18 protein-coding genes are annotated in these 23,347 nt (G+C 70.2%); 7 read left to right on the forward strand and 11 right to left on the reverse strand.

Features of this window, described 5'->3' with window-relative positions; all coding sequences use genetic code 11:
- Both IU449_RS21760 and IU449_RS21765 read right to left on the reverse strand, forming a co-directional pair.
- A complete protein-coding gene (locus tag IU449_RS21760) occupies positions 1-1,173 on the reverse strand; it encodes an alpha/beta fold hydrolase (RefSeq protein WP_195003958.1) in 1,173 nt (390 codons plus the stop codon).
- Positions 1,174-1,244: 71 nt separating this feature from the next.
- A complete protein-coding gene (locus IU449_RS21765; RefSeq protein WP_195003959.1) occupies positions 1,245-2,336 on the reverse strand; it encodes a homogentisate 1,2-dioxygenase in 1,092 nt (363 codons plus the stop codon).
- Between the two features lie 213 nt (positions 2,337-2,549).
- Here IU449_RS21765 and IU449_RS21770 point away from each other — a divergent pair, with 213 nt between their 5' ends.
- From IU449_RS21770 to IU449_RS21790, 5 genes are all read left to right on the forward strand, one after another.
- The gene (locus IU449_RS21770) at positions 2,550-3,338 is read left to right on the forward strand and encodes a TetR/AcrR family transcriptional regulator (protein WP_324188369.1); all 789 of its coding nucleotides are present in this window, start codon (positions 2,550-2,552) and stop codon (positions 3,336-3,338) included.
- A gap of 9 nt (positions 3,339-3,347) precedes the next feature.
- On the forward strand, positions 3,348-3,911 hold the full coding sequence (locus tag IU449_RS21775; RefSeq protein ID WP_324188370.1) for a TetR/AcrR family transcriptional regulator: 564 nt from the start codon (positions 3,348-3,350) through the stop codon (positions 3,909-3,911).
- Positions 3,912-4,167: 256 nt separating this feature from the next.
- A complete protein-coding gene (locus IU449_RS21780; RefSeq protein WP_195003960.1) occupies positions 4,168-5,700 on the forward strand; it encodes an alpha/beta hydrolase in 1,533 nt (510 codons plus the stop codon).
- A 77-nt stretch (positions 5,701-5,777) separates the two neighbouring features.
- Positions 5,778-7,118 (forward strand): type I glutamate--ammonia ligase, encoded by a 1,341-nt coding sequence (gene glnA, locus IU449_RS21785; RefSeq protein ID WP_195003961.1) that lies wholly within the window; start codon positions 5,778-5,780, stop codon positions 7,116-7,118.
- Positions 7,119-7,136: 18 nt separating this feature from the next.
- Positions 7,137-10,151 (forward strand): bifunctional [glutamine synthetase] adenylyltransferase/[glutamine synthetase]-adenylyl-L-tyrosine phosphorylase, encoded by a 3,015-nt coding sequence (locus IU449_RS21790; protein ID WP_195003962.1) that lies wholly within the window; start codon positions 7,137-7,139, stop codon positions 10,149-10,151.
- Here IU449_RS21790 and IU449_RS21795 read toward each other — a convergent pair.
- A complete protein-coding gene (locus tag IU449_RS21795) occupies positions 10,094-10,420 on the reverse strand; it encodes a hypothetical protein (protein WP_195003963.1) in 327 nt (108 codons plus the stop codon). The genes IU449_RS21790 and IU449_RS21795 overlap by 58 nt on opposite strands.
- 98 nt (positions 10,421-10,518) lie before the next feature.
- On the opposite strand from IU449_RS21795, the gene IU449_RS21800 reads away from it, so the two are divergent.
- Positions 10,519-11,457 (forward strand): endonuclease/exonuclease/phosphatase family protein, encoded by a 939-nt coding sequence (locus IU449_RS21800; protein ID WP_195003964.1) that lies wholly within the window; start codon positions 10,519-10,521, stop codon positions 11,455-11,457.
- Positions 11,458-11,553: 96 nt separating this feature from the next.
- Here IU449_RS21800 and IU449_RS21805 read toward each other — a convergent pair whose 3' ends face one another.
- The 7 genes from IU449_RS21805 to IU449_RS21835 form a co-directional block, all read right to left on the reverse strand.
- Positions 11,554-12,015 (reverse strand): 6,7-dimethyl-8-ribityllumazine synthase, encoded by a 462-nt coding sequence (locus IU449_RS21805; RefSeq protein WP_195003965.1) that lies wholly within the window; start codon positions 12,013-12,015, stop codon positions 11,554-11,556.
- Between the two features lie 10 nt (positions 12,016-12,025).
- Positions 12,026-12,865: an alpha/beta hydrolase gene (locus tag IU449_RS21810; protein ID WP_195003966.1), complete on the reverse strand. Its 840-nt coding sequence runs from the start codon at positions 12,863-12,865 to the stop codon at positions 12,026-12,028.
- Positions 12,862-14,259 carry a M20/M25/M40 family metallo-hydrolase gene (locus IU449_RS21815; protein WP_195003967.1) on the reverse strand — a complete coding sequence of 466 codons (1,398 nt, stop codon included), beginning with the start codon at positions 14,257-14,259 and terminating at the stop codon, positions 12,862-12,864. The genes IU449_RS21810 and IU449_RS21815 overlap by 4 nt, the downstream gene beginning before the upstream one ends.
- Positions 14,260-14,634: 375 nt before the next feature.
- Positions 14,635-16,209, reverse strand: a complete 1,575-nt coding sequence (locus IU449_RS21820; protein ID WP_195003968.1) for an MFS transporter — start codon at positions 16,207-16,209, stop codon at positions 14,635-14,637.
- 59 nt (positions 16,210-16,268) lie between these two features.
- Complete coding sequence (locus tag IU449_RS21825) at positions 16,269-17,048, reverse strand: 2OG-Fe dioxygenase family protein (protein ID WP_195003969.1); 780 nt, start codon at positions 17,046-17,048, stop codon at positions 16,269-16,271.
- Positions 17,049-17,136: 88 nt separating this feature from the next.
- Positions 17,137-21,618 carry an HAD-IC family P-type ATPase gene (locus IU449_RS21830; RefSeq protein ID WP_228805470.1) on the reverse strand — a complete coding sequence of 1,494 codons (4,482 nt, stop codon included), beginning with the start codon at positions 21,616-21,618 and terminating at the stop codon, positions 17,137-17,139.
- 222 nt (positions 21,619-21,840) lie between these two features.
- Positions 21,841-22,167 (reverse strand): hypothetical protein, encoded by a 327-nt coding sequence (locus IU449_RS21835; RefSeq protein ID WP_228805471.1) that lies wholly within the window; start codon positions 22,165-22,167, stop codon positions 21,841-21,843.
- Between the two features lie 62 nt (positions 22,168-22,229).
- Between IU449_RS21835 and IU449_RS29540 the strand changes: the two genes are divergently transcribed.
- A complete protein-coding gene (locus IU449_RS29540; RefSeq protein ID WP_267468377.1) occupies positions 22,230-22,361 on the forward strand; it encodes a hypothetical protein in 132 nt (43 codons plus the stop codon).
- Positions 22,362-22,373: 12 nt separating this feature from the next.
- On the opposite strand, the gene IU449_RS21840 is transcribed toward IU449_RS29540, so the two are convergent.
- Positions 22,374-23,189, reverse strand: coding sequence for an MspA family porin (locus IU449_RS21840; RefSeq protein ID WP_195003971.1), 816 nt, complete (start codon positions 23,187-23,189; stop codon positions 22,374-22,376).
- Positions 23,190-23,347 lie beyond the last annotated feature (158 nt).

Below are 23,347 nucleotides of genomic sequence, written 5' to 3' on the forward strand. Positions count from 1 at the left end.
TCAGGTCGTGGGGGCGAGGTGGTGTTTCGTGAGCCAGTCGCTGATGATCCGCACCGCCTCGGTGAGGGGTTCGCGCTGGTCCGGTCCCAGATAGTAGTGGTTCGCTCCGGCGATCTCGTGCAGTTCCTTGTCCTCGGTGCCGATGGCGCCGAAGATGGCGTGCGCGTGGCTCGGGGTGCAGATGTTGTCGGCGGCGTTGAAGATCACCAGGGTCGGCACGGCGATGTCGGGGCCGCAGTCGACGATGTCGCCGCGGGCGTCGTCGTAGCTCCACTGCGACAGCCAGCTGCGCAGCGTGGTGAACCGGGCCAGGCCGAACGGGCCCTGGTTGACCTCCTGCGGATCGCCCAGGTAGGACTCGCCGGGGTTGCGGTCGTTGGGATCGATGGCGGGATCGAGCCAGCGCGGGTCGGCCATGGTGCCGTGCACGACGAAGCCGAACTCGTCGTTCGGGCGGCCCGCGGCCTTCAGCTCGGCCAGTTTGTCCTTCACCCAGGCGGTGATCCTGCGGTTGCGCGCGATCTGGGCCTGCCGGTAGCGGTCGAGGAATTCGGCGGTGTACGGGGGCTGGTTCGGGTTGGCCGGGTCGTAGAGATCCAGCTCGGGGTCGCGCACAGTGGGGTCGGATTCGTCGAGGATGGCGGCGTCCATCGACTCGGTGAGCGTGTGGTGGCGGCTGATGTGCGCGGCGACCAGCGCGATGCCGTCGACGGGCGGCAGGTCGGCCTTGGTGAGGTCGGGGCCGTCGCCGGACGGGCTCGCCGTCAACGTCGGCTTCGCGGCCTGCTGCTGGTAGAAGACCGACAGCGAACCGCCGCCGGACCAGCCGAGCAGCACGACCTTCCGGTAGCCGAGCCGATTCTTGGCGTCGCGGACGCATTCGCCGAGATCCTGGACGACCTTCTCCATCAGCAGCGCGGCATCGGCGCCGCGGTAGCGGCTGTTGCACACGATGACGTGGTGCCCGGCCTTGGCCAGCGAGCCCACGATCGGCAGATAGGTGCCGCTGGACACCGGGTGCATGAGCACCAGCACGGTGTCGGACTCGTGGTCGCGGGGCTTGACCAGCTGGGATTCGAGGGTGACCAGCTCGGTCAGCCCGCCGTAGGCGTCGCGGCCACCGGTGGTGTTCGCGTAGGCGACGACGTACGGGATGCGTTCGATGCGAGACATTGTGCCTGCCTTGGTATGTCGAGAGGAGAGATCAGTGGGCGCCGGACGAGATCAGTGGGCGCCGGACGAGATCAGTGGGCGCCGAGGTCGGCGGCGAGGTACTCGGGCGAGGGGATCAGCCTACGGCGGGTGTCGATGGCGATGGTCGTCCAGCCGATACGGGTGATCTCCTCGCGCTTACGCCGGGCGCGCTCGCGCATCTTCTCCGGCGCGCCGTGGTGCACCCCCTGCGGCGCGTGCGAGATCAGGCCGGGCGGCATCGGCACGCCGTACATCTCCCCGCCGTGGAAGAAGGCGATCTCGTCGTAGTCGACGTTGCGGTGGTACCACGGGATGGTCTCGGTGCCCGGCGCGGATTCGGCGAGCTTGGGCAGGAAGTTCATCACGTAGACGCCGGTGGCCTCCATGAACAGATGCACCGTCGGGGGCAGGTGCACGCTCTCGGAGAGGATGACGTTGTAGTCGGCGATGTTGAAGGTGAACGGGAAGCTGTCCCCGCGCCAGCCCTCGACGTCGAGCGGGTGGTGCTTGTAATACAGCCTGGTCGGGCCGCCCTCGTGGAACAGCACGATCTCGTAGCTCTCGCGGCCGTCGTCGTCGTGGGCGGCGGGCTCGGGAATGGTGACCAGCGCCGGGTCGAACGGGAAGTGCCTGCCCAGGTAGCCGGCATCGGGGACGCGGAACTCCTCGGTCGCCTCGATCATCAGCAACGTGGTCTCGGCCGCGGGGACCTGGCGGAACGTGCAGCCCTTGGGGATGTAGATCCAGTCGCCCTCGCGGTAGTCCAGCGGGCCGAACTCGGTCTCCAGCAGACCGGAGCCCGCGTGCACGAAGGAGAGCACATCGCCGTCGACGTAACGCACGAAGTGCGGCATCTGCTCGCCACGGCGGCTGAGCAGGATGCGGCAGTCGGCATTGTGGAACAACCGCAGCGGGGCGCCCGCGGGGTCGGTGGCGTCGGCGGGGGTCAGCGAGCTCGCCAGCACGTCGGTGGGACGCAGGGGGCCGACCGCTTTGTACTGGGTCGGATCGTTGCGGCGGTAGAGGCTCGCGGTGCGGCCGGTGAAGCCGCCGCGGCCGAGTTCGTCGTCCTTGAGTCCGTCGAGGTCGGCGTGCAGGCGGCGGGGAGTGGTGCCTTTACGCAGGTGCACAAACGATTCCATGTCAGCTTCCAGTCCTCGTGCGGGGCCGCGTCGATCCGCCACCGCGAAGCCATCTCGATGGGAGCCAATGTTTCAGATAAATTGATTACCGTCAATATCTTTGGTGGGGTCGATATCGTTCGACGAGCCGTCGAGACGTACGGTTTTCCGGAGAAGTCGCCGGAACCTCGATCCGATCGGCGGCCGGTGGGTAGCGCAGCAGTGGAGGACGCCGTGGAATCCGTGAAGGCCGAGCCCGCCCCGGGGGCCGAGCCCGCGCCGGGCACGGGGCCGGAGATCGCGCGGGTCAAGAAGTCGCGTGGTCGCCCGCCCGCCGGTGGATCGCCCGCCTCGGCCGACGAGATCATGGCCGCCGCCCTGCGGATCTTCGCCCGCGACGGTTTCGCCGGCGCGTCGGTGGCCGAGATCAACCGCGAGCTCGGCGTCAGTCACAACCTGATCCACCAGCGTTTCGGCTCCAAGGAGGGGCTGTGGTTCGCGGTGGTGGACTGGGTATTCGGGCACGCCGCCGCTCTGGTCGCCGAGGGCGCCGCCGGTCCGGATCTCGCGCCGCTGGAGGAGTTCCGGCGCGGCATCGTGCGCTTTCTGATCCTGCAGGCCGACTATCCCGACGCGGTCCGGCTGGTCAGCATGGAATCGGCGATCGAGGGCCCACGCCTGGCCTACCTCTACGAGCGTCACATCGAGCCGATCCTGGTGCGCCTGGCCAAGCCACTCGAACCGCTGATCCGCCGGAAAGTGCTCACCCGCAACGACTTACGGTCCATCCACTTCCTCATCGCGCACGGCGCGACGGCCCCGTTCTCGGCGCTGCCGCTGGCCAGGCGGATGGCGCCCGGCGACCCGCTCTCGGCGCAGGCGGTGCGCAGGCACGCGCACTTCGTCGCGGACATGATCGTGGCCGGTGTCGAGGCCAAGGCGAACCAGCCGGGCGCGTCGGCGCATCCGCCGGGCGCAGCGCGGGATCGGCGGCGCGGGGACGACGGGCAATCGCGCGACTAAGCTGAGGCGGTGGCGCGGGCACGCGGTGCCGTCCAGCTGACGGTCGACGACTGGTTGCAGGCCGGATACACGGTGCTGGCCGAAGAGGGTTTCCGCGCGCTCAAGATCGACGTGCTGTGCACTCGCCTCGGCGTCACCAAAGGCAGCTTCTACCACCATTTCCAGGACATCACCGCGTTCAAGAACGCGCTGGTCGACGCCTGGGGCCAATGGAGCGACGTAGACCACCAGCGGATGGACGCCCTCGCGGACACCCCGCCGCGCGAACGGCTGATCGCCATGATGGGCCTGCTGGTCAGCCCGCGGCACTGGACGCTGGAGCGTGCCATGCGGGAGTGGGCCCGATCCGACCCACGCGCGGCCGCGAGCGTGCGCGCCTCGGACAAACAGGCGAAACGCGCGGTCCGCCGGGCCTTCGCCGACCACGGCTTCGACCCCGAGACCGCCGCCCGCCGGGCCGAATGGACCTTCGCTCTCGGCATCGGGGCACTGCACCTGTCGAATTCGGCGCGCGGTGGCAAGCCATCGCCTTCCGAGCGCGAGAAACTCGTGGACTTCCTGCTGCGGCCCTGACCTCATCGCCGTTCGGGCCGCTGCGGCCACCGCCTGGCGGCCGATCGTTTCCTCGGGGCGCTGCCGGGACATGCCTTCCCGGACCGGCGCCCGCCGCCTACGCCCGCGGGCGCGCGCCTCCGGACGAGCCGGGAACCGCGTGCGTCGTCTCCGGTTCGCGAGGCCCTCTCCCGACCGGCGGCCCTGCGGGGCGGGCGTGGCGGGTCTGGCGTGCCGGAGGTTCGCGGTCGGCATCGGTGCTGGCAGGATCGTGAGCATGGGTGTTCGGCGGTGGTTCGGGGTAGCGGCGGCGGTGTCGATCGTGGTGGCGACGGCGGGGTGCGTCGCCGAGGGCGACGCGCCGGTCGGGTCGATGCCGCCCGCGCCCGACGGTCTGTCCCGCTTCTACGAGCAGGACCCGCGGTGGACCGCGTGCGCAGAGATCGCGGGCGAGCAGGTGAGCCTGCCGCCGATCGCGCAGTGCACCAGGATCGAGGTGCCGATCGACTACGCCGAGCCGGAAGGTCCCACCGCGCAGCTCGCGCTCTCGCGCATCCCGGCCACCGGGCCGAAGATTGGCTCGTTGCTGATGAATCCGGGCGGTCCCGGCGTCTCCGGCCTGGACACGGTGCTCGTCGGCAATCAGACCCCGCTGGCGCAGCGGTTCGACCGGGTCGGATTCGATCCGCGCGGCGTGGGTTCGTCCACGCCCGTGGTCACCTGCCTGACCCCGGCGGAAGCCGATGCCGAGCGCGCCGAACCACCGGAGGAGAGCACACCGGAGGGGATCGCGCAGACCGAGGCGGAGAACCGCGAGTACGCGGACAAGTGCGTCCAGCGCAGCGGCGTCGACCTGCTCGAGCACATCGGCACCCGCGAGGTCGTGCAGGACATGGACGTGATCAGGGCCGTGCTGGGCGATGCGAAGCTGACCTATCTCGGCTACTCCTACGGCACCAAGATCGGCGCGCTGTATGCCGAGAAGTTCCCCGACCGGGTGCGCGCGATGGTGCTCGACGGCGCCGTGGACGCCTCGGTGGACCCCGTCCAGGAGGCTTTGCGCCAGGCCGCCGGTTTCCAGCGGGCCTTCGACGCCTACGCGGCCGAGTGCGCCCAGGCCGCCGACTGCCCGCTCGGTACCGATCCCACCCAGGCGGTCGCCCGGTTCCGCGAACTGGTCGATCCGCTGTGGGACACCCCGGCCGCCACCACCGACCCGCGCGGCCTCGGCTACAACGACGCCATGACCGGCGTCACCCAGACCCTCTACGCCGACGAACTGTGGCAGCGGCTCACCCTGGGGCTGCAGGAGTTGCGCGAGGGCCGCGGCGACACCCTGCTGTATCTGGCCGACATCTACGACGGCCGCAACGACGACGGCACCTACAGCAATATCCAGGACGCGTTCAACGCCATTCGCTGCGTGGACGATCCGCGCGTCACCGATCCGGCCGTCGCCGCCCGGCTCGACACCGAATACCGCAAGGCCGCGCCCTTCCTCGACGACGGCCGCGGGACCGGCGCCTCGGCGCGGGAATTGTGCGCGAGCTGGCCGGTGCCCAATTCCGGCGAGCCGCACACCATCGCGGTCGACGGGCTGCCCACCACGGTCGTGGTCTCCACCACCGACGACCCGGCCACGCCGTATCAAGCCGGTGTCGACCTGGCGGCCCAGCTCGACGCGGCCCTGATCACCTTCGAGGGGAATCGGCACACCGCCGCCCTCGTGGTGGGTGACGAGTGCCTGGATTCGGCCGTCATCGCCTACCTGGTCGACCTGATCGAACCTCCGCAGGGCCTGAGCTGTTGAGGCCCCGCCGAGCACCGCAAAAAACTGATGCACCTCATGTAACACGGATTTAACGCCAAGTGACTACGGTCGCGCGTATGGATCGCCAGAAGGAATTCGTGCTGCGGACGCTCGAAGAGCGGGACATCCGCTTCGTGCGTCTCTGGTTCACCGACGTCTTGGGCTACCTGAAGTCCGTCGCCATCGCACCCGCCGAGTTGGAAGGCGCGTTCGAAGAGGGCATCGGCTTCGACGGGTCGGCCATCGAGGGCTTCGCCCGGGTATCCGAGGCCGATATGGTCGCCCGGCCCGATCCTTCGACCTTCCAGGTGCTGCCGTGGGCCTCGAGCAAGGGGCATCAGCACTCCGCCCGCATGTTCTGCGACATCACCATGCCCGACGGCTCGCCGTCCTGGGCCGACCCGCGCCACGTGCTGCGCCGTCAGCTCAACAAGGCCGGTGACGTCGGGTTCAGCTGCTACGTCCACCCCGAGATCGAGTTCTTCCTGCTGAAGAACGGCCCGAGCGACGGCACGCCGCCCGAGCCCGCCGACGCCGGTGGCTTCTTCGACCAGGCGGTGCACGATTCGGCGCCGAACTTCCGCCGTCACGCCATCGACGCGCTGGAATCGATGGGCATCTCGGTGGAGTTCAGTCACCACGAGGGCGCGCCCGGCCAGCAGGAGATCGACCTGCGCTACGCCGACGCGCTGTCCATGGCCGACAACGTCATGACCTTCCGCTACCTGATCAAGGAAGTGGCCATCGACGAGGGCGTGCGCGCGACGTTTATGCCCAAGCCGTTCGCCGAATACCCGGGCTCGGCGATGCATACGCATATGAGCCTGTTCGAGGGCGAGACCAACGCCTTCCACGACCCCGACGACCCGCAGAATCTCTCGACGACCGCGCGCGCGTTCATCGCGGGGATCCTCGAGCACGCGCCGGAGATCAGCGCGGTCACCAACCAGTGGGTGAACTCCTACAAGCGCCTGATCCACGGCGGCGAGGCCCCGACGGCCGCCTCGTGGGGCCGGTCGAACCGGTCGGCGCTGGTCCGGGTGCCGATGTACACCCCGAACAAGTCCTCCTCGCGGCGCGTCGAGATCCGCAGCCCCGACTCGGCCTGCAACCCGTACCTGACCTTCGCGGTGCTGCTCGCCGCCGGTATGCGCGGCATCGAGAAGGGCTACACCCTGCCGCCGGAGGCCGAGGACGACGTGTGGTCGCTGACCTCGGCGGAGCGCCGGGCGATGGGCTTCCGGGAGCTGCCCGGCACCCTGGACGAGGCGCTGGGCGCGATGGAGCGGTCCGAGCTGGTCGCCGAAGCGCTCGGCGAGCACGTCTTCGACTTCTTCCTGCGCAACAAGCGCCGGGAATGGGCCGGCTACCGCAGCCAGGTGACCCCGTACGAGCTGAAGGAATACCTGGGGCTGTAACACGGTAAGTTCAGATCCATGGTTCGGCCCCCTACCGCTCGTTCCGCTGTGCCCGGTGTCGGGCGGCTCGGATTGCTCGATCCGTCCGCCCCCACCTCGCTGCGCACACTGGGCTGGGACAATGTCGAAGGTATCCCGGTGCTGTGGTCGCTGTCGCGCGCGCCGGACCCCGATCTGGCGCTCAGCGCGATCATCCGGCTGCGGGAGGCGCTCGGGACCGGCTGGGCGGAGCTGGATTCGGCCATCCGCACCGAGACGGCGCTGCGCGGGCGGTTGTTCGCGCTGCTCGGGTCCTCCACGGCGCTCGGTGACCATCTGATCGCCGAGCCCTCGTGTTGGGAACTGTTGCGCCGCGGCGCGCTGCCGGACAAGGACGAACTGGTCGCCGACCTGCTCGCCGTCGTCTCGGCGGTGCCGGAAGAGGGTCCGAACGCGAGTCCGACGCTGTTCCGGGCGGGCGATGCCGGGCCCGAGGTGGTGGCCGCGCTGCGCCGCCGTTATCGCGATCACCTGATGCTGCTGGCCGCCCTCGATCTGGCCGCCACGGTCGAGAACGAGCCGGTGCTGCCGTATCGGGTGGTAGGCAGGCAGCTGGCCGACCTGGCCGACGCGGCACTGACCGCCGCGCTGTCGGTGGCGGTGGCCCGGGTGTGCAAGGACAAGCCCTGCCCGGTGCGCCTGGCTGTGATCGCGATGGGCAAGTGCGGCGCGCGTGAACTGAACTACGTCAGCGATGTCGACGTGGTGTTCGTCGCCGAACCGGCCGACGCGACCGCGACCAGGCTCGCCGCCGAGATGATGAGCATCGGCAGCCAGGCGTTCTTCGAGGTCGACGCGGCCCTGCGCCCCGAGGGCAAGGCCGGTGCGCTGGTGCGCACGCTGGATTCGCACCTGGCCTACTACAAGCGCTGGGCGCGCACCTGGGAGTTCCAGGCGCTGTTGAAGAACCGCCCGATGACCGGCGATCTGGAACTCGGCCGCCGATACCGCGACGCGGTGATGCCGATGGTGTGGACGGCTTCCGAGCGTCCCGACTTCGTCTCCGACGTCCAGGGCATGCGCCGCCGCGTCGAGGATCTGGTGCCCGCCGAATTGCAGGAGCGGGAGCTCAAACTGGGCCGCGGCAGCCTGCGCGACATCGAATTCGCCGTGCAGCTGCTGCAATTGGTGCACGGCCGGGTCGACGAGAACCTGCACGTCGCCAGCACCGTGGACGCGCTGACAGCGCTGGCCGCGGACGGCTACGTCGGCCGCGACGACGCCGCGAATCTCAACGCCTCCTACGAGTTCCTGCGGCTGCTCGAGCACCGGTTGCAGTTGCAGCGCCTGCAGCGCACCCACACGCTGCCCGCCGACGACGACGTCGAGGGCCTGCGCTGGCTGGCCCGCGCCGCCCACGTCCGCCCGGACGGCAGGCAGGACGCGGTCGGCGTGCTGCGTTCGGAGATCCGCCGCAACGCGGTGCGGATCCGGCGCCTGCACACCAAGCTCTTCTACCGGCCGCTGCTGGAGTCGGTGGTCAAGATGGAACCGGACGCGTTGCGCCTGAGTCCCGCCGCCGCTGTCCGCCAGCTCGCCGCTCTCGGCTACGTCTCCCCGGAGAACGCCCTCGGCCACCTGAAAGCGCTGACCGGGGGAGTCTCGCGCAAGGGCCGCATCCAGGCGCTGCTGCTGCCGACGCTGCTCCAATGGCTCGGCGAGACACCCAATCCCGACGCGGGCCTGCTCGCCTACCGCAGGCTCTCCGAAGCACTCGACGACCAGATCTGGTTCCTGCGCGAACTGCGTGACGAGGGCGCGATCGCCGAACGTCTGATGATCGTGCTCGGCTCCTCGGAGTTCCTGCCCGACCTGTTGATCAACGCACCCGAGACCATCCGTATGTTCGCCGACGGTCCCAGCGGCCCCGCGCTGCTGGGACCGCAACCGGAGGACGTCGCCCGCGGCATCCTCACCGCGGCCTCCCGCTACGACGACCCGACCCGCGCGGTGGCGGCGGCCCGCTCGCTGCGCAGGCACGAGCTGGCCCGCATCGCCTCGGCCGATCTGCTCGGGATGCTCGACGTGCCGCAGGTGTGCCTGGCGCTGTCCTCGGTCTGGGTGGCGGTGCTGGAAGCATCGCTCGCGGCGGTGATCCGGGCAAGCGAGGTCGAGACCGGCGAACCGGCGCCCGCGGATGTCGCGGTCATCGGCATGGGCAGGCTCGGCGGCATGGAACTGGGGTACGGGTCCGACGCCGACGTGCTGTTCGTCTGCGACCCCCGGCCGGGTGTGGACGAGACCAAGGCCGTGAAGTGGGCCAACAGCGTCGCCGAACAGGTGCAGCGGCTGCTGGGCGCACCGAGCACCGACCCCCCGCTGCACGTCGACGCCGGTCTGCGCCCCGAGGGCCGCAGCGGCCCGCTGGTCCGCACGCTGGCCTCCTACGAGGCCTACTACGAGCAGTGGTCGCAGGCATGGGAGATGCAGGCGCTGCTGCGCGCGCACCAGGTGGCCGGCGATCAGGCGCTCGGGGTGCGGTTCCTGCACGCCATCGACAAGGTCCGGTACCCGGCGGGTGGCGTCTCCGAGGAAGCGGTCCGCGAGATCCGCCGCATCAAGGCCAGGGTCGACGCCGAACGCCTTCCGCGCGGCGCGGATCCGGCGACCCACACCAAACTCGGCCGCGGCGGCTTGGCCGACATCGAGTGGACCGTGCAGTTGCTGCAACTGCGCCACGCGCACGAGATCCCCGGCCTGCACAACACCTCCACCCTGGAGGCACTGGAGGTCATCGAGAAAGCCGAACTGCTGTCCGCCGAGGACGTGGCCCTGCTGCGCGACTCCTGGCTGACCGCGACCAGAGCCCGCAACGCGCTGGTCCTGGTGCGCGGCAAGGCCATCGACCAGCTACCCGCCCCCGGCAGCCTGCTCTCGGCGGTGGCCGCGGTGGCCGGCTGGCCGAACAACGACGGCGGCGCGGAGTTCCTCGACAACTACCTGCGAATCACCCGTCGCGCGAAAGCGGTCGTGGAGCGGGTCTTCGGCGGCTGATCGTCCCTGATCCCGTCGAAGCGAGCGGCGAACGCACGCAGCGCCGCGCGCTCCGATTCCTGGTCCGGACCTTCGACCGTCACCGATACGAGGTCGCCTTCGGTCACGGCCAACTCGTCGCGGCAGAACGGCAGCACCAGGGCGTGGGCGCTGCGCTCGTGGCAGCTGAGCGTGAGGCGGCAGGACCGGTGGCCGCCTGCGACGGCGGCGAGGTCGTGGGCGTCGCCTTCGGTCATCGACCCAGCGGCCCGCAATTGTTCGACATGCATGCGAGCACCTCTCGTGCGGATGCCGATCAGTGTAGGGGTGGCCCGCGGCGCAGGGCACTCGCAAGCGATCGGCAAGCGGTGCCGAATAGGTTGGTTCCATGCGTAGATGGATGATGCGGGCGCTGCTGGTATCGGGGTGGTGCGGCCTGGTGGTGGGGATCGCCGGAATCGTATTGCACACGAGGGGATGGCGGTCGCAGACGTTCTCGCTCGTCGCCTCGGGTGCGTCCTACTTCATGCTCGCGGCGGTGGTCGCGCTGTTGCTGTTCCTGGTGGCTCGCGGCTGGCGCAGTGCGGTGGTGGCGGGGATCGTGGTGGCGGCGGTGGCGTGGACACAGCTGCCGGTCTTCGTTCCGGACGGCAACGCGGCGGGCGGGACGGAGCTGCGGGTGCTGCAGTCGAATCTGCTCTTCGGTGCGGCCGATGTGACTTCTGTGGCACATCACGTGGAGTCACGCAGCGCCGACGTGCTGACCGTGCAGGAACTGACCCCCGAGATCGAACCCCGGCTGACCGCTGCCCTCGCCGCCGAGCTGCCCTACCACTACCTCGAACCCAGGCACGGAGGCGGCGGCACCGGCATCTACAGCCGCTACCCCCTGCACGACACCGTGAAGTTCGACGGCTTCCTGTTGACCAATCTCGCGGCCACCATGGATCACCCCGAGCGCGGCGCGGTCACCGTGCTGAACTTCCACCCGGTGCCACCGACCGCGAACTTCCCGGCGTGGAACTCCGAGATGCGCCGGGCCCGCGAGATCCTCGAAGCGCAGGCCGGGCCCGCCGTGGTCGGCGCGGACTTCAATGCCACCCGCGATCACGCCCTGTTCCGCGATCTGCTGAGCGGCCGCTTCGCCTCGGCCGCCGAACTCGCCGGCGCCGGGCCGATGCCCACCTGGCCCGACGACCGAGCATGGGGGCCGGTGATCGGCATCGATCACGTCCTGGTCGCCGATGGCAGCGCCGACCACGCGGAGAGCATCCGGATTCCCGGCTCCGACCACCGCGCGGTTTTCGCGGTGCTGCACCTGGGCTGAACCGGGCTGTGCCTCAGCCGGCCTTGTCCGGGTCGGAGTCGATCACGATCGCTTCATGGCGGGGCCTGGCGTGGCTGCCCGCAGTGCGGGTCGGCCTCAGGCGGTGGGCAGCGTGCTCAGCGAGGCCAGCGTGCCCGCGACCGCGCGCGCCGCCTCGGCGCCCTTCTTCACGAAGTGCCCGGTGTAGTAGTCGATGTGCTCGCTGTGCTCGTGGAAGTGATGCGGGGTGAGCACCACCGAGAACACCGGCACATCGGTGTCGAGCTGAACCCGCATCAGTCCGTCGACCACCGCGGAGGCGACGAAGTCGTGCCGGTAGATACCGCCGTCGACCACCAGCGCCGCCGCCACGACCGCCGAGTACCGGCCCGTGCGGGCCAATCGCTGGGCGTGCAGCGGGATCTCGAAGGCGCCGGGCACCTCGAAGACGTCGATGCCCTCGGTGGCGAAACCCAGCCGGTCGAATTCGGCGGTGAAGCCCTCCAACGCCTTGCCGACGATTTCGCTGTGCCAGGACGCGCGGACGAAAGCGACCGATGCGTTGGATGTCGAAGCCATGTCCGTGAGCTTACTGGGCGCTCAGACGCGCCTGAATCCACTGCTGGACGTCGCCGAGCACGGTGTGGCGCTCGGGCTCGTTGAAGACCTCGTGGTAGAGGCCGTCGTAGCGGATCACCGTCAGATCCCGCGCGGCCGCGCCCCGCTCGAGCATGTCGGAGCTGGACGGGGCGGCGAGGGTGTCGGCGGTGCCGTGCAGCACCAGCGTGGGCACGGTGAGCGCGCCGAGCCTGCTCTTGACCGTGCCGGTGGCCGCCAGGATCTCCGCGCCGGTGCGGGCGGGCAGCTTGCCGCGGAACACCAGCGGGTCGTTGTCGTAGGCGGCGACCACCGCGGGATCTCGGCTGATCGTCGACGAATCCAGTTGCAGCACACCCAGATTCGGGGTCAACTGGGACAGCACGGGAGCGAACAGCCGTTGCAGCGGATTACCGACCGGGATGTCCAGCGGCGGGGCGGACAGCACGATCCCGGCGACGTCGATCGGTGCGCGGGTCGCCAGGTACAGCACGATGAGGCTGCCCATCGAATGCCCGAGCAGGAACGCCGGGACGTCGGGATGCTGTTGCCGCGCGATCGTCCGCAGCTGCTCCACGTTGTCGGCCGCGCCGTCGACGGAGTCCAGATTGGCCCGGCGACCACCGGACCTGCCGTGCCCGATGTGGTCGAGCGCGTAGACCGCGTACCCGGAGTCGGCCAGGAACTCGCCGACGTGCCCGTACCGGCCGGAATGCTCGGCGACACCGTGCACCAACACGGTCACCGCCCGGGCAGGCCCCTCGGGCAGCCAGGCGCGCCAGAAGACCCGGTCGCCGCGCCCCTCGAACGTGTCTTCCCTCGTCTGGGTCACCGCAGCTCCTCTCCGATCGGACCGGCCGCGAGCGCCTCGATCAGGCGCCGGTCGAACTCGATGAGGCGAGCGTAGTTGAGTCGCGAGATCCGTTCGTCGGTTCCGTGGATCGTCGCCAGGTCGGCCTCGGTCAGCACGATGGGCGCGAAATTGCAGCGCGTCGTGGCCAGCTCGTCGTAGTGCCTGGAGTCCGTCGCGCCCGGTACCAGGCCGCTGGTGGCCGCGACGCCGGGAACCACCTCCCGCGCCAGCCGCGCGACGAGTTCGAAAGCCGGACCGGGGCTCTCGGCGCGCGAAGGCTCCGACGCCATCCCCGCGAGCTCGACCGTCACGCCCGGATCGCGAATCACGCGGTGACAATGCTCGAGTACGCCGGCGACCGAGTCGCCGGGCAGGATGCGGAAATTGATCAACGCCTCCGCGTGCCGCGGCAGTACGTTGGCCTTCACGCCGCCCCGGATCACCGTGGGCGCGGTGGTGGTGCGCACCATCGCCTCGGTCTGCGGCCGCGCGGCCATCACTCGCGTGATCACCGGCCCGGCCACGCCCGCCACACCGAGCAGCACCCGCCGCGCCGGCGGCATCACCGCCCGCAACCGGGCGAGCATGTCGGCGGTCACCGGCGGCAGCCGCAGCGGCATCGGCCGGTCCTGTACCCGCGCCACCGCCCGGGCGATCCGCCCCACCGCCGTCTGCTTGCCCGGCATCGAGGAATGCCCACCCAGCTCGCGCACCGACAAGCGCACGGTGGCATAGCCCTTCTCACCCACCATGATCGAGGCCACGGGCACTCGCACCCCGTCGGCGACGCCCTCGGTGACGACCCCGCCCTCGTCGAGCAGCAGATCCGCCCGCACGCCCGCCGCGCGCAGGTGATCGGCCATCCTGACCGCACCGGCGTCGCCGAACACCTCCTCGTCGTGCCCGAACGCCAGGTACACCGTGTGCCGTGGCCGGATTCCGGCCTCGAGCGCGTCCTCGACGGCTTCCAGCAGGGCGAGCATCCGGCTCTTGTCGTCGATCGCGCCGCGCCCCCAAATGAATTCCTCGTCCACGACCCCGCCGAACGGGGGATGGGACCAGCCGTCGCCCGCGGGTACCACGTCCTGATGCGCCAGCAGAATCGCCGACACCCGCTCCGGTTCGGTACCGGCCCAGCGATACAGCCTGCTGTGTCCGAACGTCCGCAACTGCAGCTCCGCGTGCACCCGGGGGAACGACGCTTCCAGGTGCGCGGCCAGCCGGACGAATTCCGCGTCGGCGCTGTCGTCGGGTTCCTCCCCGATGCCGGAGACGGTGGCGCATCGCAACGCGGCGGCCAAGCGCTCGGCGACCGCGTCGTCGACGGCTTCCAGGGCCCGAGTGTTCGCCGTCCCCGTGTGCTGCGCTGTCATCGCCCGTCCCGTCCAGGTCGCCCGTCGTCCACTGCCTCGTTCATACCGCACCGAGCGGTCCGGCAGGGGAGATCAGGGCAGCTCGCGCGTGCGGTCGATCAGCACCGGCGGGCGGACGGCGGTGATCGACAGGCTGAGACGCCGGAGCGAGGCAGGTTTGTCGCTTATGCCGACATCACTCCGGCAGTCCGAGGGCGAAACCGATGGTGATGGTCAGGACGCTGACGAGGGCCACGATGGCGATGATCCACATACCGCGAACACTACGAGCTGTAGTAGGCCCGAATCAACGGCGTATCGGGACATCAGAGCAGTTCAGGGACATAAAGGGCCGGTGGTCCCGGCTCTCGTGGACCTTGGAGACAGGGGAACGAATTACTCGAGACCCTGGCGGTCGGACCGGTGGGCCGCGCGGCGGCGGCTTCGGCGGAAGGACGCCGAGACGGACAAGGCCGCCGCGGCGACGAGGAGCGGCAGGATGCTGACCGTCAGCATGGTGAGCCGCAGCGCGTCGGCGAAATCCTCCCCGAGGTGCAGTCCGGACGCGTGCCGGATGAGGTTCGGATCGAATCCGCCGTTGCCCGGGCTCAGCGCCAGGCTGCTGCGCACGGCGTCCACTGTCTGCTCGGCTTCGGTCACCGACAGCCCGCGCGATTCGGCATCGGCCAGCCACTCCTGCCGGAAGTAGATCCGCAACAGGAGCAGATAGACGGTGGGCCCGAGCGCGTAGCCGGTCATCCCGAACGCCAACTGCGCGGAAGCCACCGAGCCGGAACGCCCGGGCGGCGCTTCGGCGAGGACCGTCTCCGACACCGCGGTCGAGGTGACCAGTGCGCCCAGATTGCACAGCCATATCGCGGCCACCAGCAACCACAGCGCCATCGTCGGGCTGACCGTCCCCGCCATCAGCAGCCCGCTCACCGCCAGCACCGCCAGGCCGGTGACCAAGATCGGCGTCGGACTGTATTTCCCGACCAGGCGCCCTGCCATGATCACCGCGCCGGCGATCAGCAAGGTGCCGGGCAGGTACAACAGGCCGATCGATTCCGGCGAGAGCGCGAGCACCACGCTGCCGAACTGCCCGAGGGCGATTCCCAGCCCGGCGGCCAGGAAGTTCAGCGTGAGGGTCGCCGCGAGCGCCACGGTGAACGCGCGGCTGCCGAACAAGGCCGGATCCAATGCCGGTTCGGGTGTGCGGCGTTCATGGCGCACGAAGAGCGCGGCGGCCACCACGCTGATCACCATCGGCAGCACGGTCTGCGGCCGCGATATGCCGTTCTGCGCGGCCGCCAGGCCGATGACCAGGGCGAGCAGAGCAGCTCCGACCAGGATCACGCCGACCACGTCGAGTCTGCCCCGTTGTTGCACCGGAGCCTCGGGAACATAGCGGGAGGTGAGCCACAGCGATGCCAGGCACAACAGCGGGGCGAGCAGGAACAGCACCCGCCAGTCCGTCGCCATCACCGCCCAGCCGGTCAACGCGGGGGTCACCCCACACAGGATCATCTCGACGGCCATGAACGCGCCGATGGCCGCGGGTCTCTTCGCCGCCGTTACCGAGGTTTTCAGCAGTGCCAGTGGCACGCCGAGCAGCGCCGTCATCCCGAGTCCGTCCAGCAGGCGCATCCCCAGCAGAAAGCCCCAGCCGGGCGAGAACACCGACAGCAGGTTGGCGATCATGACGAGGACCAGCCCCGACCTCAACAGCCGCTTCAGGCCGAAGGCGTCCCCGAGATTGCCCGCGGCCAGGACAGCGGCAGCCATCACCAGCGTCGCCGCTCCACCCAGCACCCCGACGAACTGCGCGGGGACGTGCAGCGCCCGGCTGACCGCGGGCAGGTTCAGGTTGAGCACCAACGGGTCGACGACAGTGATGGTGAAGGCGATGGCGAGCGCGAGGACGATCGGCGTGGTCTTCGCGTCGCTACGAGATCCGACAACCGCGGCCACCGTGCGCCTCCTGTCCCGTCCGAGCCGTTACCGGCAGCTTCAGCGGCCGTCACCGGGGGTCACCACGGCGCGAATGTCACCACCAGAACATCGCGAGAGCCGGGCCGGCCGCGGTCCACCGGGCGAATCGCGGACACGCTGTGCAGCGTGCGGCGGTCGTCACCCAGCAACAGATCTCCCGGTACATGCAGCGTGGTCGCCAGTAATCGCGCTCCGTCGGGATCTAAGACCGCGCTCTCGCCCCCGGCGACATTGCGCCTGCCGACCAGTAGCGAGGAGACCAGGGTGACGCCGTCGCGATGCCTGCCCTCGGGTGTGGGCAGGCCGTCCGCGTCCGCCGAGGCGACGACGCGGAAAGGATGGACCTTCGCGATCCACTCCGCCGGATCGTCCAGCGCTGTCGCCACCTGCCCGAGCAGCCGGAGCACCGCGCGCAGTACCGGGTCCGCCGCGAAGGAGTCGGTCAGGGGCTCGAGGGTACGGCTGACGCCGATGTAGAGCGGGTTGCTGTTCTCCGGCTGCACGAACTCCGCCTGCGGCAACAGCCGGATCCGGTCCGTCGCCGCGGACCAGGAGAATCGCCCGTAGCGGCGCAGCCTGTGCGTGCCCTGTTCGGCGGCGTAGTGGTCCGGGCTGAGCGCGTCCCAGTGGGCATGGAACCGTTCCCAGGTCTCGTCCGTCGTGCCGAGAAGTGCTGTCGTGACAGCCGCGGGGGCGAGATGAACGCCGCGGGTGACCAGGTCTGCGCGTGCCGCCGCCACACGCTGATCCGGGGTCGCGGCCCGCGGAGCCGCCGTGCTCCTCGGCGCCGCCCGCGAGCCGCCGGTCGTGCCGTTCATGGATGAGCCTGCCTTCCTCCGGCTTGTGCTCTACGACTACCCCGAGGGGGAAGCGGGAACCACACCGACGACTGCGCGCGACGCCTGATCATTCGCCGTCCTCGCCGTCCTCGCCGTCACCGTTGCCTGCCATCGCGCGCTCGATGGCGTCGAAGCCGGATAGGCGAACCACGAGCTCGGGGGCGAGTCCGGCGGCGGCGGTCGCGGTGGCAGCTGATCCCAGTCCCAGGGCCCAGCCGACGGGGCCGACGGGGACGCAGCCGAGGAATTGGCTGATCCCGGGAGTGCTGATCAGGGCAGCCATGACGGCGAGGGATCCGGCGGCGGTCGAGACGACGAGCGGGCTGCGGGAATCGATCAGCGTTTGGCCGAGTTGGCTGCCGACGAGCGCGATCAGGGCCACGGTGGACGCGCGCCGTGGTCTCCCGGTGAGGCGTGCCGCGGTCCACGCCGCGGTGGCGCCGGCGGCCGTCGTGGCGCCGCGGACGGTGATGGTGCGCAGCAGTGCCGACTGGTCCGTCGCGTGCGTGGCGCCTGCCATGTCGTGGTCGCCGTTGCGGTCGGGGGACGTGCGGTCGGGGGAGGTGTGGTTCGGGGCGGCGACGGCCAGGGCGGCCGCGGGCAGGGCGTCGGTCAACATGTTCACCAGGAGCAGTTGTCGCGCGTTGAGCGGCGAGTGTCCGGTGACCAGGCTGCCGAGCAGTGCGAAAGCCACTTCGCCCGCGTTTCCTCCGAGCAGCACGGCCACGGCCGCGTTCACCCGGCGCCACAGCCGGCGGCCCTCGTCCAGCCCGTCGAGCAGTGCCCCCACCCGGCCGTCGAGCAGGACGATGTCGGCGGCGCCGCGGGCCGGGTCGCTGCCGCGGGAGGCGACCCCGATGCCGACGCCGGCGGCCCGGATGGCGGCGGCGTCGTTGGCGCCGTCACCGACCATCGCCGACACCCGCCCTGCTCGCTCCAGGGTCTGCACGATCTGCACCTTGTTCTCCGGAGACATGCGGGCGAAGACCAGGCAGTCCGCGACGGCGTGTTCTTGTGCGGTCTGCGACAGGGTGTCCCATTCGGCTCCGCTGATCACCTGGTCCGCGGTGACCGGCAAGCCGAGTTCCTCGGCGATGGCCAGGGCGGTGACGGGATGGTCTCCGGTGATCAGGCGGACCGCGATGTTCTGCTCGAGCAGAGCCGGGATCAGTCCGACGGCGTCGGCGCGCGGTGTGTCGGACAACCCGAGCAGGCCGACCGGCCGCAGCTGATGCTCTGCCAGTTCGGCGAGGGTGTCGGGATCAGCGGCGGATACCTCGGCTTGGCGGGCCGTGATCTCGCGTTGGCCGACGGCGATGACTCGCAGTCCGGCGGCGGCCATCGATCGCACCCGTTCGGCGATGACGGGATCCTGATCGGTGTACGCGGCGAGGACGGCTTCCGGTGCGCCCTTGACGGCCAGATGTGTCCCGGCGATCGCCGCCGCGTAGGAGCGGCCCGACCGGAACGGCAGATACGCGTCCCGCCGACCGTCGTCGTACGCGTGCCCGGCGTCGGCGGCTTCGATGACCGCGACATCGGTGGCGTGGTCGGGGGGACCTCCGTTCTCCGGTCGGGCCGTACGGGCGGCGTAGGCCAGTACCTGTTCCCGGGAGAACCCCGGCGCAGGCTCGACCGCCGAGACGCGCAGCCGGTTCTCGCTCAGGGTTCCGGTCTTGTCGAAGCACACCACCTCCACGCGCCCGAGGGCCTCGATCGCGCGCGGCGCGCGGACCAGCGCCCCGGACCGGGTGAGCCGGCGCGCGGCCGACGCCTGTGCCAGGGTGGCCACCAGGGGCAGACCTTCCGGCACCGCGGCGACGGTGATCGCGACACCGCTGATCACCGCGGCCCGCAATCCGGTTCCGCGGAGCAGCCCGAACGCGGTCACCAGGGCGCCGCCGCCGAAACTGATCGGCAGGGAGCGCCGGGTCAACGCGCTCAACTGCGACTGCAGTCCCACCTCGCGCACCTTGGCCGGGGCCATGGCGGTGGCCCGCCGCTTCTCGGTGGCCTGTCCGACCGAGGTCACCAGGACGATTGCCGTGCCGGTCAATACGGTGGTGCCCGCGTAGATCATGCAGCTGCGTTCGGCCAGCGGCGCCCCCGGCGTCGGCTCGGTCTGCTTGGTCACCGGGAGTGATTCGCCGGTCAGTGACGACTCGTCGACCTCGACGCCGGGCGCCTCGAGTAACCGGCCGTCCACCGGGGCCACCTCCCCCGGTCGGATCTCGATCACGTCGCCGGGGCGCAGCCCCGCCGCGGCGACATCGAGGTAGCGACCAGGGCCGGTGATTCGCCGGGCGGGCGGATCCTGCACGGCGAGAAGTCTTTTCAGCACCTGTTCGGCGCGGAGTCGTTGCGTCGCCGAGATCGACGCGTCGAGCATCAGTACCGAACCCACCAGCACCGCGTCGAGCGGCGACCCCAGTACCGCGCTCGCGGCGGCGCAGGTCGCCAGCACCGGGGTCAGGGGATCGGAGAGTTCGGCGCGCACCGCGCGCACGAAGTCCCTGGTCGACGTCACCGGGCGGGTGCCGAGCAGCCGTGTCGTCGGTGCGGTGATCAGTGCGACCGGGCTTCCGTGTCCGGCGGGCACGTCGTCCTCCGGTGGCGCGGGGAGCAGGCGGCGAGCCTCGGCGATGGGCATCGCATGCCACTCGTGGCCCGACCGCGATACGGGAAGCGGGGCGGCGAGGACATCTCGGGCCAGTGTGTAGCCGGCCCACAGCCCGCCCGCCGCGCCGGCGGTCACCGGCTCCGTCCCTGTGCCCGGCACACCGGGCACCAGCAGCAGGGTGCCGAGCAGGGAGGCATCGCGCGAGAGCTCGACGCCGCGGCGGCTCGCCGACCGGGCGGCCGGAAGCGCACGCAGTACCCGCCAGACACCGGTCAGGTCCGTCGCCAGCAGGTGCGCACCCCACGCGGGGGCGAGTCCGTCACGCGTGATTCCGATCCCGACATCGGCCGAGGCGAGGGTCAGGGGCGCGTCCGCGGCGATCACGGCGACGGTGGCGCCGTCGCGTCGCAGCTTCGCGACCACCTCGCTCAGGGTCCGATCGAGCGAACCACCGAGGGGATGCAGGTCGTCGAAGCCGTTGCGCAGTGAGCGGAGGGCGTCGTCATCGACCGAGATCACCCTGACGCCCGCCCGGCGAGCCTCGGCGATCACCGCCGAGGCGTATCGGTCGTGAACGGGACTGACCAGGACCCGCCCGGCGGCGTCGGCCTCCCGCGGGGCGCCGGGCACAGCGGAGACCGGATGCCAGCCGGGTGTCAGCGCGCCGCGCGCCACCGACTCACGCGCGGCTTCCCATACCCGGGTGCGGTCGTGCTCCCGAACACCGAGAACACGGCTGACACCGAGTGTCGCGGTGTAGAGGGCCCGCGGATCGATCACCACCGTATCCACCCGGTCGAGGCGGCGCAGTGCGGCCGGCCGCAGTACCAGCACACCGTGCCGCTCGTTCAGGCCGCGCCCGAGGGTGGCGGCGAACACTTCGCGTGCCGAGCGGGTCGCCTTCGGCGCGGCCACCATCGCGGCGGTGCCCGCGGCCACCGGATTCGCGGAGACAGCGCCGACTCCGGCCGCGCCGACGAGCCCCACTCGACCGGCGCGACCGGCATAACGCTCGATCGGGCCGTCCGGCCTTGCACCGGACCTGACCGACGGCGGATGGTCCTCGGCGGTCACCCGCGTGGCGAGCGCCGGCTCTTGCGCCCGCCACGCCCGCCGACCGGACAGTGCCTCTGCCAGCAGGGCGATCCTGGTCGTCGCGTCTACGGCCAGCGACGCCGGTGACCGGCTCAGGGTGTACACCGCCGCGGTCGCGACCGCGAAGACCAGATCGGCCGCGTCCTCGCCGATCGCGTTCTCCACGACGGCCCGCGCCCGCGGTTGGTAGTCGGTCGCGATCACCGGAGCCGCCACGGCCCCCGGTAGCCGCGGCAACCGCAGCAACCTCCCGCCGAGAGTCACCCACAGTGCGGTGAGCGTGGTGCCCGCGGCGATCAGGTGACCGGCCAGGACGACGTCGTCACCGGGCAGGTTCACCGGTCGGCCGACCGAACCCGCGGGGCCGCACGACTTCTCGACAGCGCTCACGATTCGGCACAGCGCCTGGGGAGCGGGACCGGACCCATCGGAGGTCACCACGATTCGGGACCACGGTCGGTGGAGTTCGGCCTGTCGGACGCCCGGTGTCGAACGGACCGCCTCGAGCACTCGCTCGCCCAGCGCCCGCCCGTGCGGGGTGTCGAGGCCGCGCACGTCGATCCACATGCGGTTCTCGCCGAACCCACACCGTCGTGCCGGGGCACCCCCGACGGACTCGCGCGCCAGGCCCGCCAGTGGGCGGATGACCTCGCGCGGCACAGACGCGGCTGCGGCGGCCACCCCGGCGGGAGGGCGCAGTAGTGCCCTGCTCACACCGACAACTGTGCCCGCGCCGATCACCACGGTGTCCGCGGTGACCGTCGCGCCGGCGGTGACCGCGCGCGTCCCGGCATACACGCACCGTGCGGGCAGTGACGCGATCGCCGATATCATGCGCGCCGCGATCATGATCGCCCTACCGGTCCGAAACCCGCATACCGCCGCTTCGCGCCGGGCGCCGATGCGTCCTCGTCACGAACCCGAGCGGTGGATTCCACGGCGTCCTCTTCGACGTACCGGCGGGCCGATCGACCCGGTGCGTTGCCGATATTCCGGACCCCGGAGCGGACGATCGCGACTGATATGTCCTCTTACGCCACCGCACATCAGTGCCGTTCAGGATTCGGCGGAAGCGGTGGAGGCCGCGTGTTCCGGTTCGTGTGCGGGTTCCGGTTCAGGCGTCGTGGCAGCTGTCCGAGCACCGTCCGCGCTCTTGGCATGCTCGGTGAGCAAGAGTTGACCGACGCCGATCGCCACGGCTGTCGGCCATTCGAGCAGCCCCAACGCCACCAGCGCCCCCAATCCGGCGAAATAGGCCATCTGCTCGGGCCGGGGAATTCCGATGTGGCCCACACCCGGGAGGCGTACCGCGAAACGTTCGGCCTCGCGCGCCAGGTCGGACATACTGCGCTGCGATGATGGGAGAGACTTCTGGTCGGCCATGGTTTCCCCTTTCGTAAGCTGCGCTTCTCCCGGGGACTACCTGATTATTTTACCGTCGAGGCATGTCGAATCCTATGGCCGTTGCCGGTCCGGACGTGGTCGTCGGTGCTGTGGTCCGGTTGCTCACACCGCCGCTGGTCGAGCTGTACGCCGTGCTGATGCGCGCCGGCGTGGTGGTCGCCCTCGAGGACTGACCTCGGGAATGCCTACAGCGAAAACGGGTCGCCGAATACCGCTCCGCTGTCGTCGATCTCGGGGGATTTGGCATATATGTAGGTGAACTGCCTGATACTCACCGGGCCGAGGCAATTGTTGACCTTGATATTGAAGTCGCGAGTCACGATCTGCACGGTCTTGCCGGGGATCAGTTCCTTACCTTCCGCGATCACGACATCCTCCACTTCACCGGGCTGGAGGTTGAGCGCCAGGATCACACCCGGGTCCAGAGTGAGGTGCGGATTCACCCCCTCCAACTCCTGGAACTGCCCGAACTCCTGCGTAAACGCCTGCGCCGACTCCTGCGTTTGCGACTGTCCCGACTCCTGCGTCTCCACCTCCACCGATTCTCCGGTACTCGACTCTTCCGTAGTGCGCGCCTGTGCCTGTTCCGTGGTGCGCGACTGCCCCTGTTCGAAGGTGCCCGCCTGCGCCTGCTCCGTCCCGAAGTTCTGCCGCGGGCCTTCGATCCCGGATTCGAGGGTCGGCTCCGCGCCGATCACCCCTTGCTCGATCTTGACCGCACAACCGACGGTATAACCGGTGCGCAATATGCCGCCGGCCTGCCCGTCGAGCCGGCCGTAGGCGACATTGCTCACCAGGGCTTCTCGGGTGGTCCCGACCGCGTTCAACGGCGCGATGCGATTGATGGTTTCGTCGCGAACGCCGACGGTGAAACTGCCGAACGCCGACTCGAATGTCTTCTCGTGGGGCGGAAGGGTGGCAATATCCGCGTGCGCAGCTGGCGTAGGTAGCAATGCCAGCACGGAGACGGTGAAGCCCAGTGTTCGGATAGTTCCCAACATGATCCCGGATCGTAGTTAGTGCTCGGTCGAGCACCGGTACGACACGCGATCCCCATTCGCATCTGCGGCCGATACGAAACGAGTCCACCCGCCGAGCGGAATGCTCGGCGGGTGGACTCGTCACCGCTCACTGCCCACCCGTGGACCGGCAACCGGAA

The organism is Nocardia higoensis, from assembly GCF_015477835.1.
Classification (GTDB): Bacteria; Actinomycetota; Actinomycetes; order Mycobacteriales; family Mycobacteriaceae; genus Nocardia; species Nocardia higoensis_A.

Excerpts from the sequence above, each read along its gene's own strand:
- IU449_RS21760 (WP_195003958.1), bottom strand. The coding sequence starts at position 1,173 with ATGTCTCGCATCGAACGCATCCCGTACGTCGTCGCCTACGCGAACACC.
- IU449_RS21765 (WP_195003959.1), bottom strand. The coding sequence starts at position 2,336 with ATGGAATCGTTTGTGCACCTGCGTAAAGGCACCACTCCCCGCCGCCTG.
- IU449_RS21780 (WP_195003960.1), top strand. The coding sequence starts at position 4,168 with ATGGGTGTTCGGCGGTGGTTCGGGGTAGCGGCGGCGGTGTCGATCGTG.
- glnA (WP_195003961.1), top strand. The coding sequence starts at position 5,778 with ATGGATCGCCAGAAGGAATTCGTGCTGCGGACGCTCGAAGAGCGGGAC.
- IU449_RS21790 (WP_195003962.1), top strand. The coding sequence starts at position 7,137 with ATGGTTCGGCCCCCTACCGCTCGTTCCGCTGTGCCCGGTGTCGGGCGG.
- IU449_RS21795 (WP_195003963.1), bottom strand. The coding sequence starts at position 10,420 with ATGCATGTCGAACAATTGCGGGCCGCTGGGTCGATGACCGAAGGCGAC.
- IU449_RS21800 (WP_195003964.1), top strand. The coding sequence starts at position 10,519 with ATGCGTAGATGGATGATGCGGGCGCTGCTGGTATCGGGGTGGTGCGGC.
- IU449_RS21805 (WP_195003965.1), bottom strand. The coding sequence starts at position 12,015 with ATGGCTTCGACATCCAACGCATCGGTCGCTTTCGTCCGCGCGTCCTGG.
- IU449_RS21815 (WP_195003967.1), bottom strand. The coding sequence starts at position 14,259 with ATGACAGCGCAGCACACGGGGACGGCGAACACTCGGGCCCTGGAAGCC.
- IU449_RS21825 (WP_195003969.1), bottom strand. The coding sequence starts at position 17,048 with ATGAACGGCACGACCGGCGGCTCGCGGGCGGCGCCGAGGAGCACGGCG.
- IU449_RS21830 (WP_228805470.1), bottom strand. The coding sequence starts at position 21,618 with ATGATATCGGCGATCGCGTCACTGCCCGCACGGTGCGTGTATGCCGGG.
- IU449_RS21835 (WP_228805471.1), bottom strand. The coding sequence starts at position 22,167 with ATGGCCGACCAGAAGTCTCTCCCATCATCGCAGCGCAGTATGTCCGAC.
- IU449_RS29540 (WP_267468377.1), top strand. The coding sequence starts at position 22,230 with ATGTCGAATCCTATGGCCGTTGCCGGTCCGGACGTGGTCGTCGGTGCT.
- IU449_RS21840 (WP_195003971.1), bottom strand. The coding sequence starts at position 23,189 with ATGTTGGGAACTATCCGAACACTGGGCTTCACCGTCTCCGTGCTGGCA.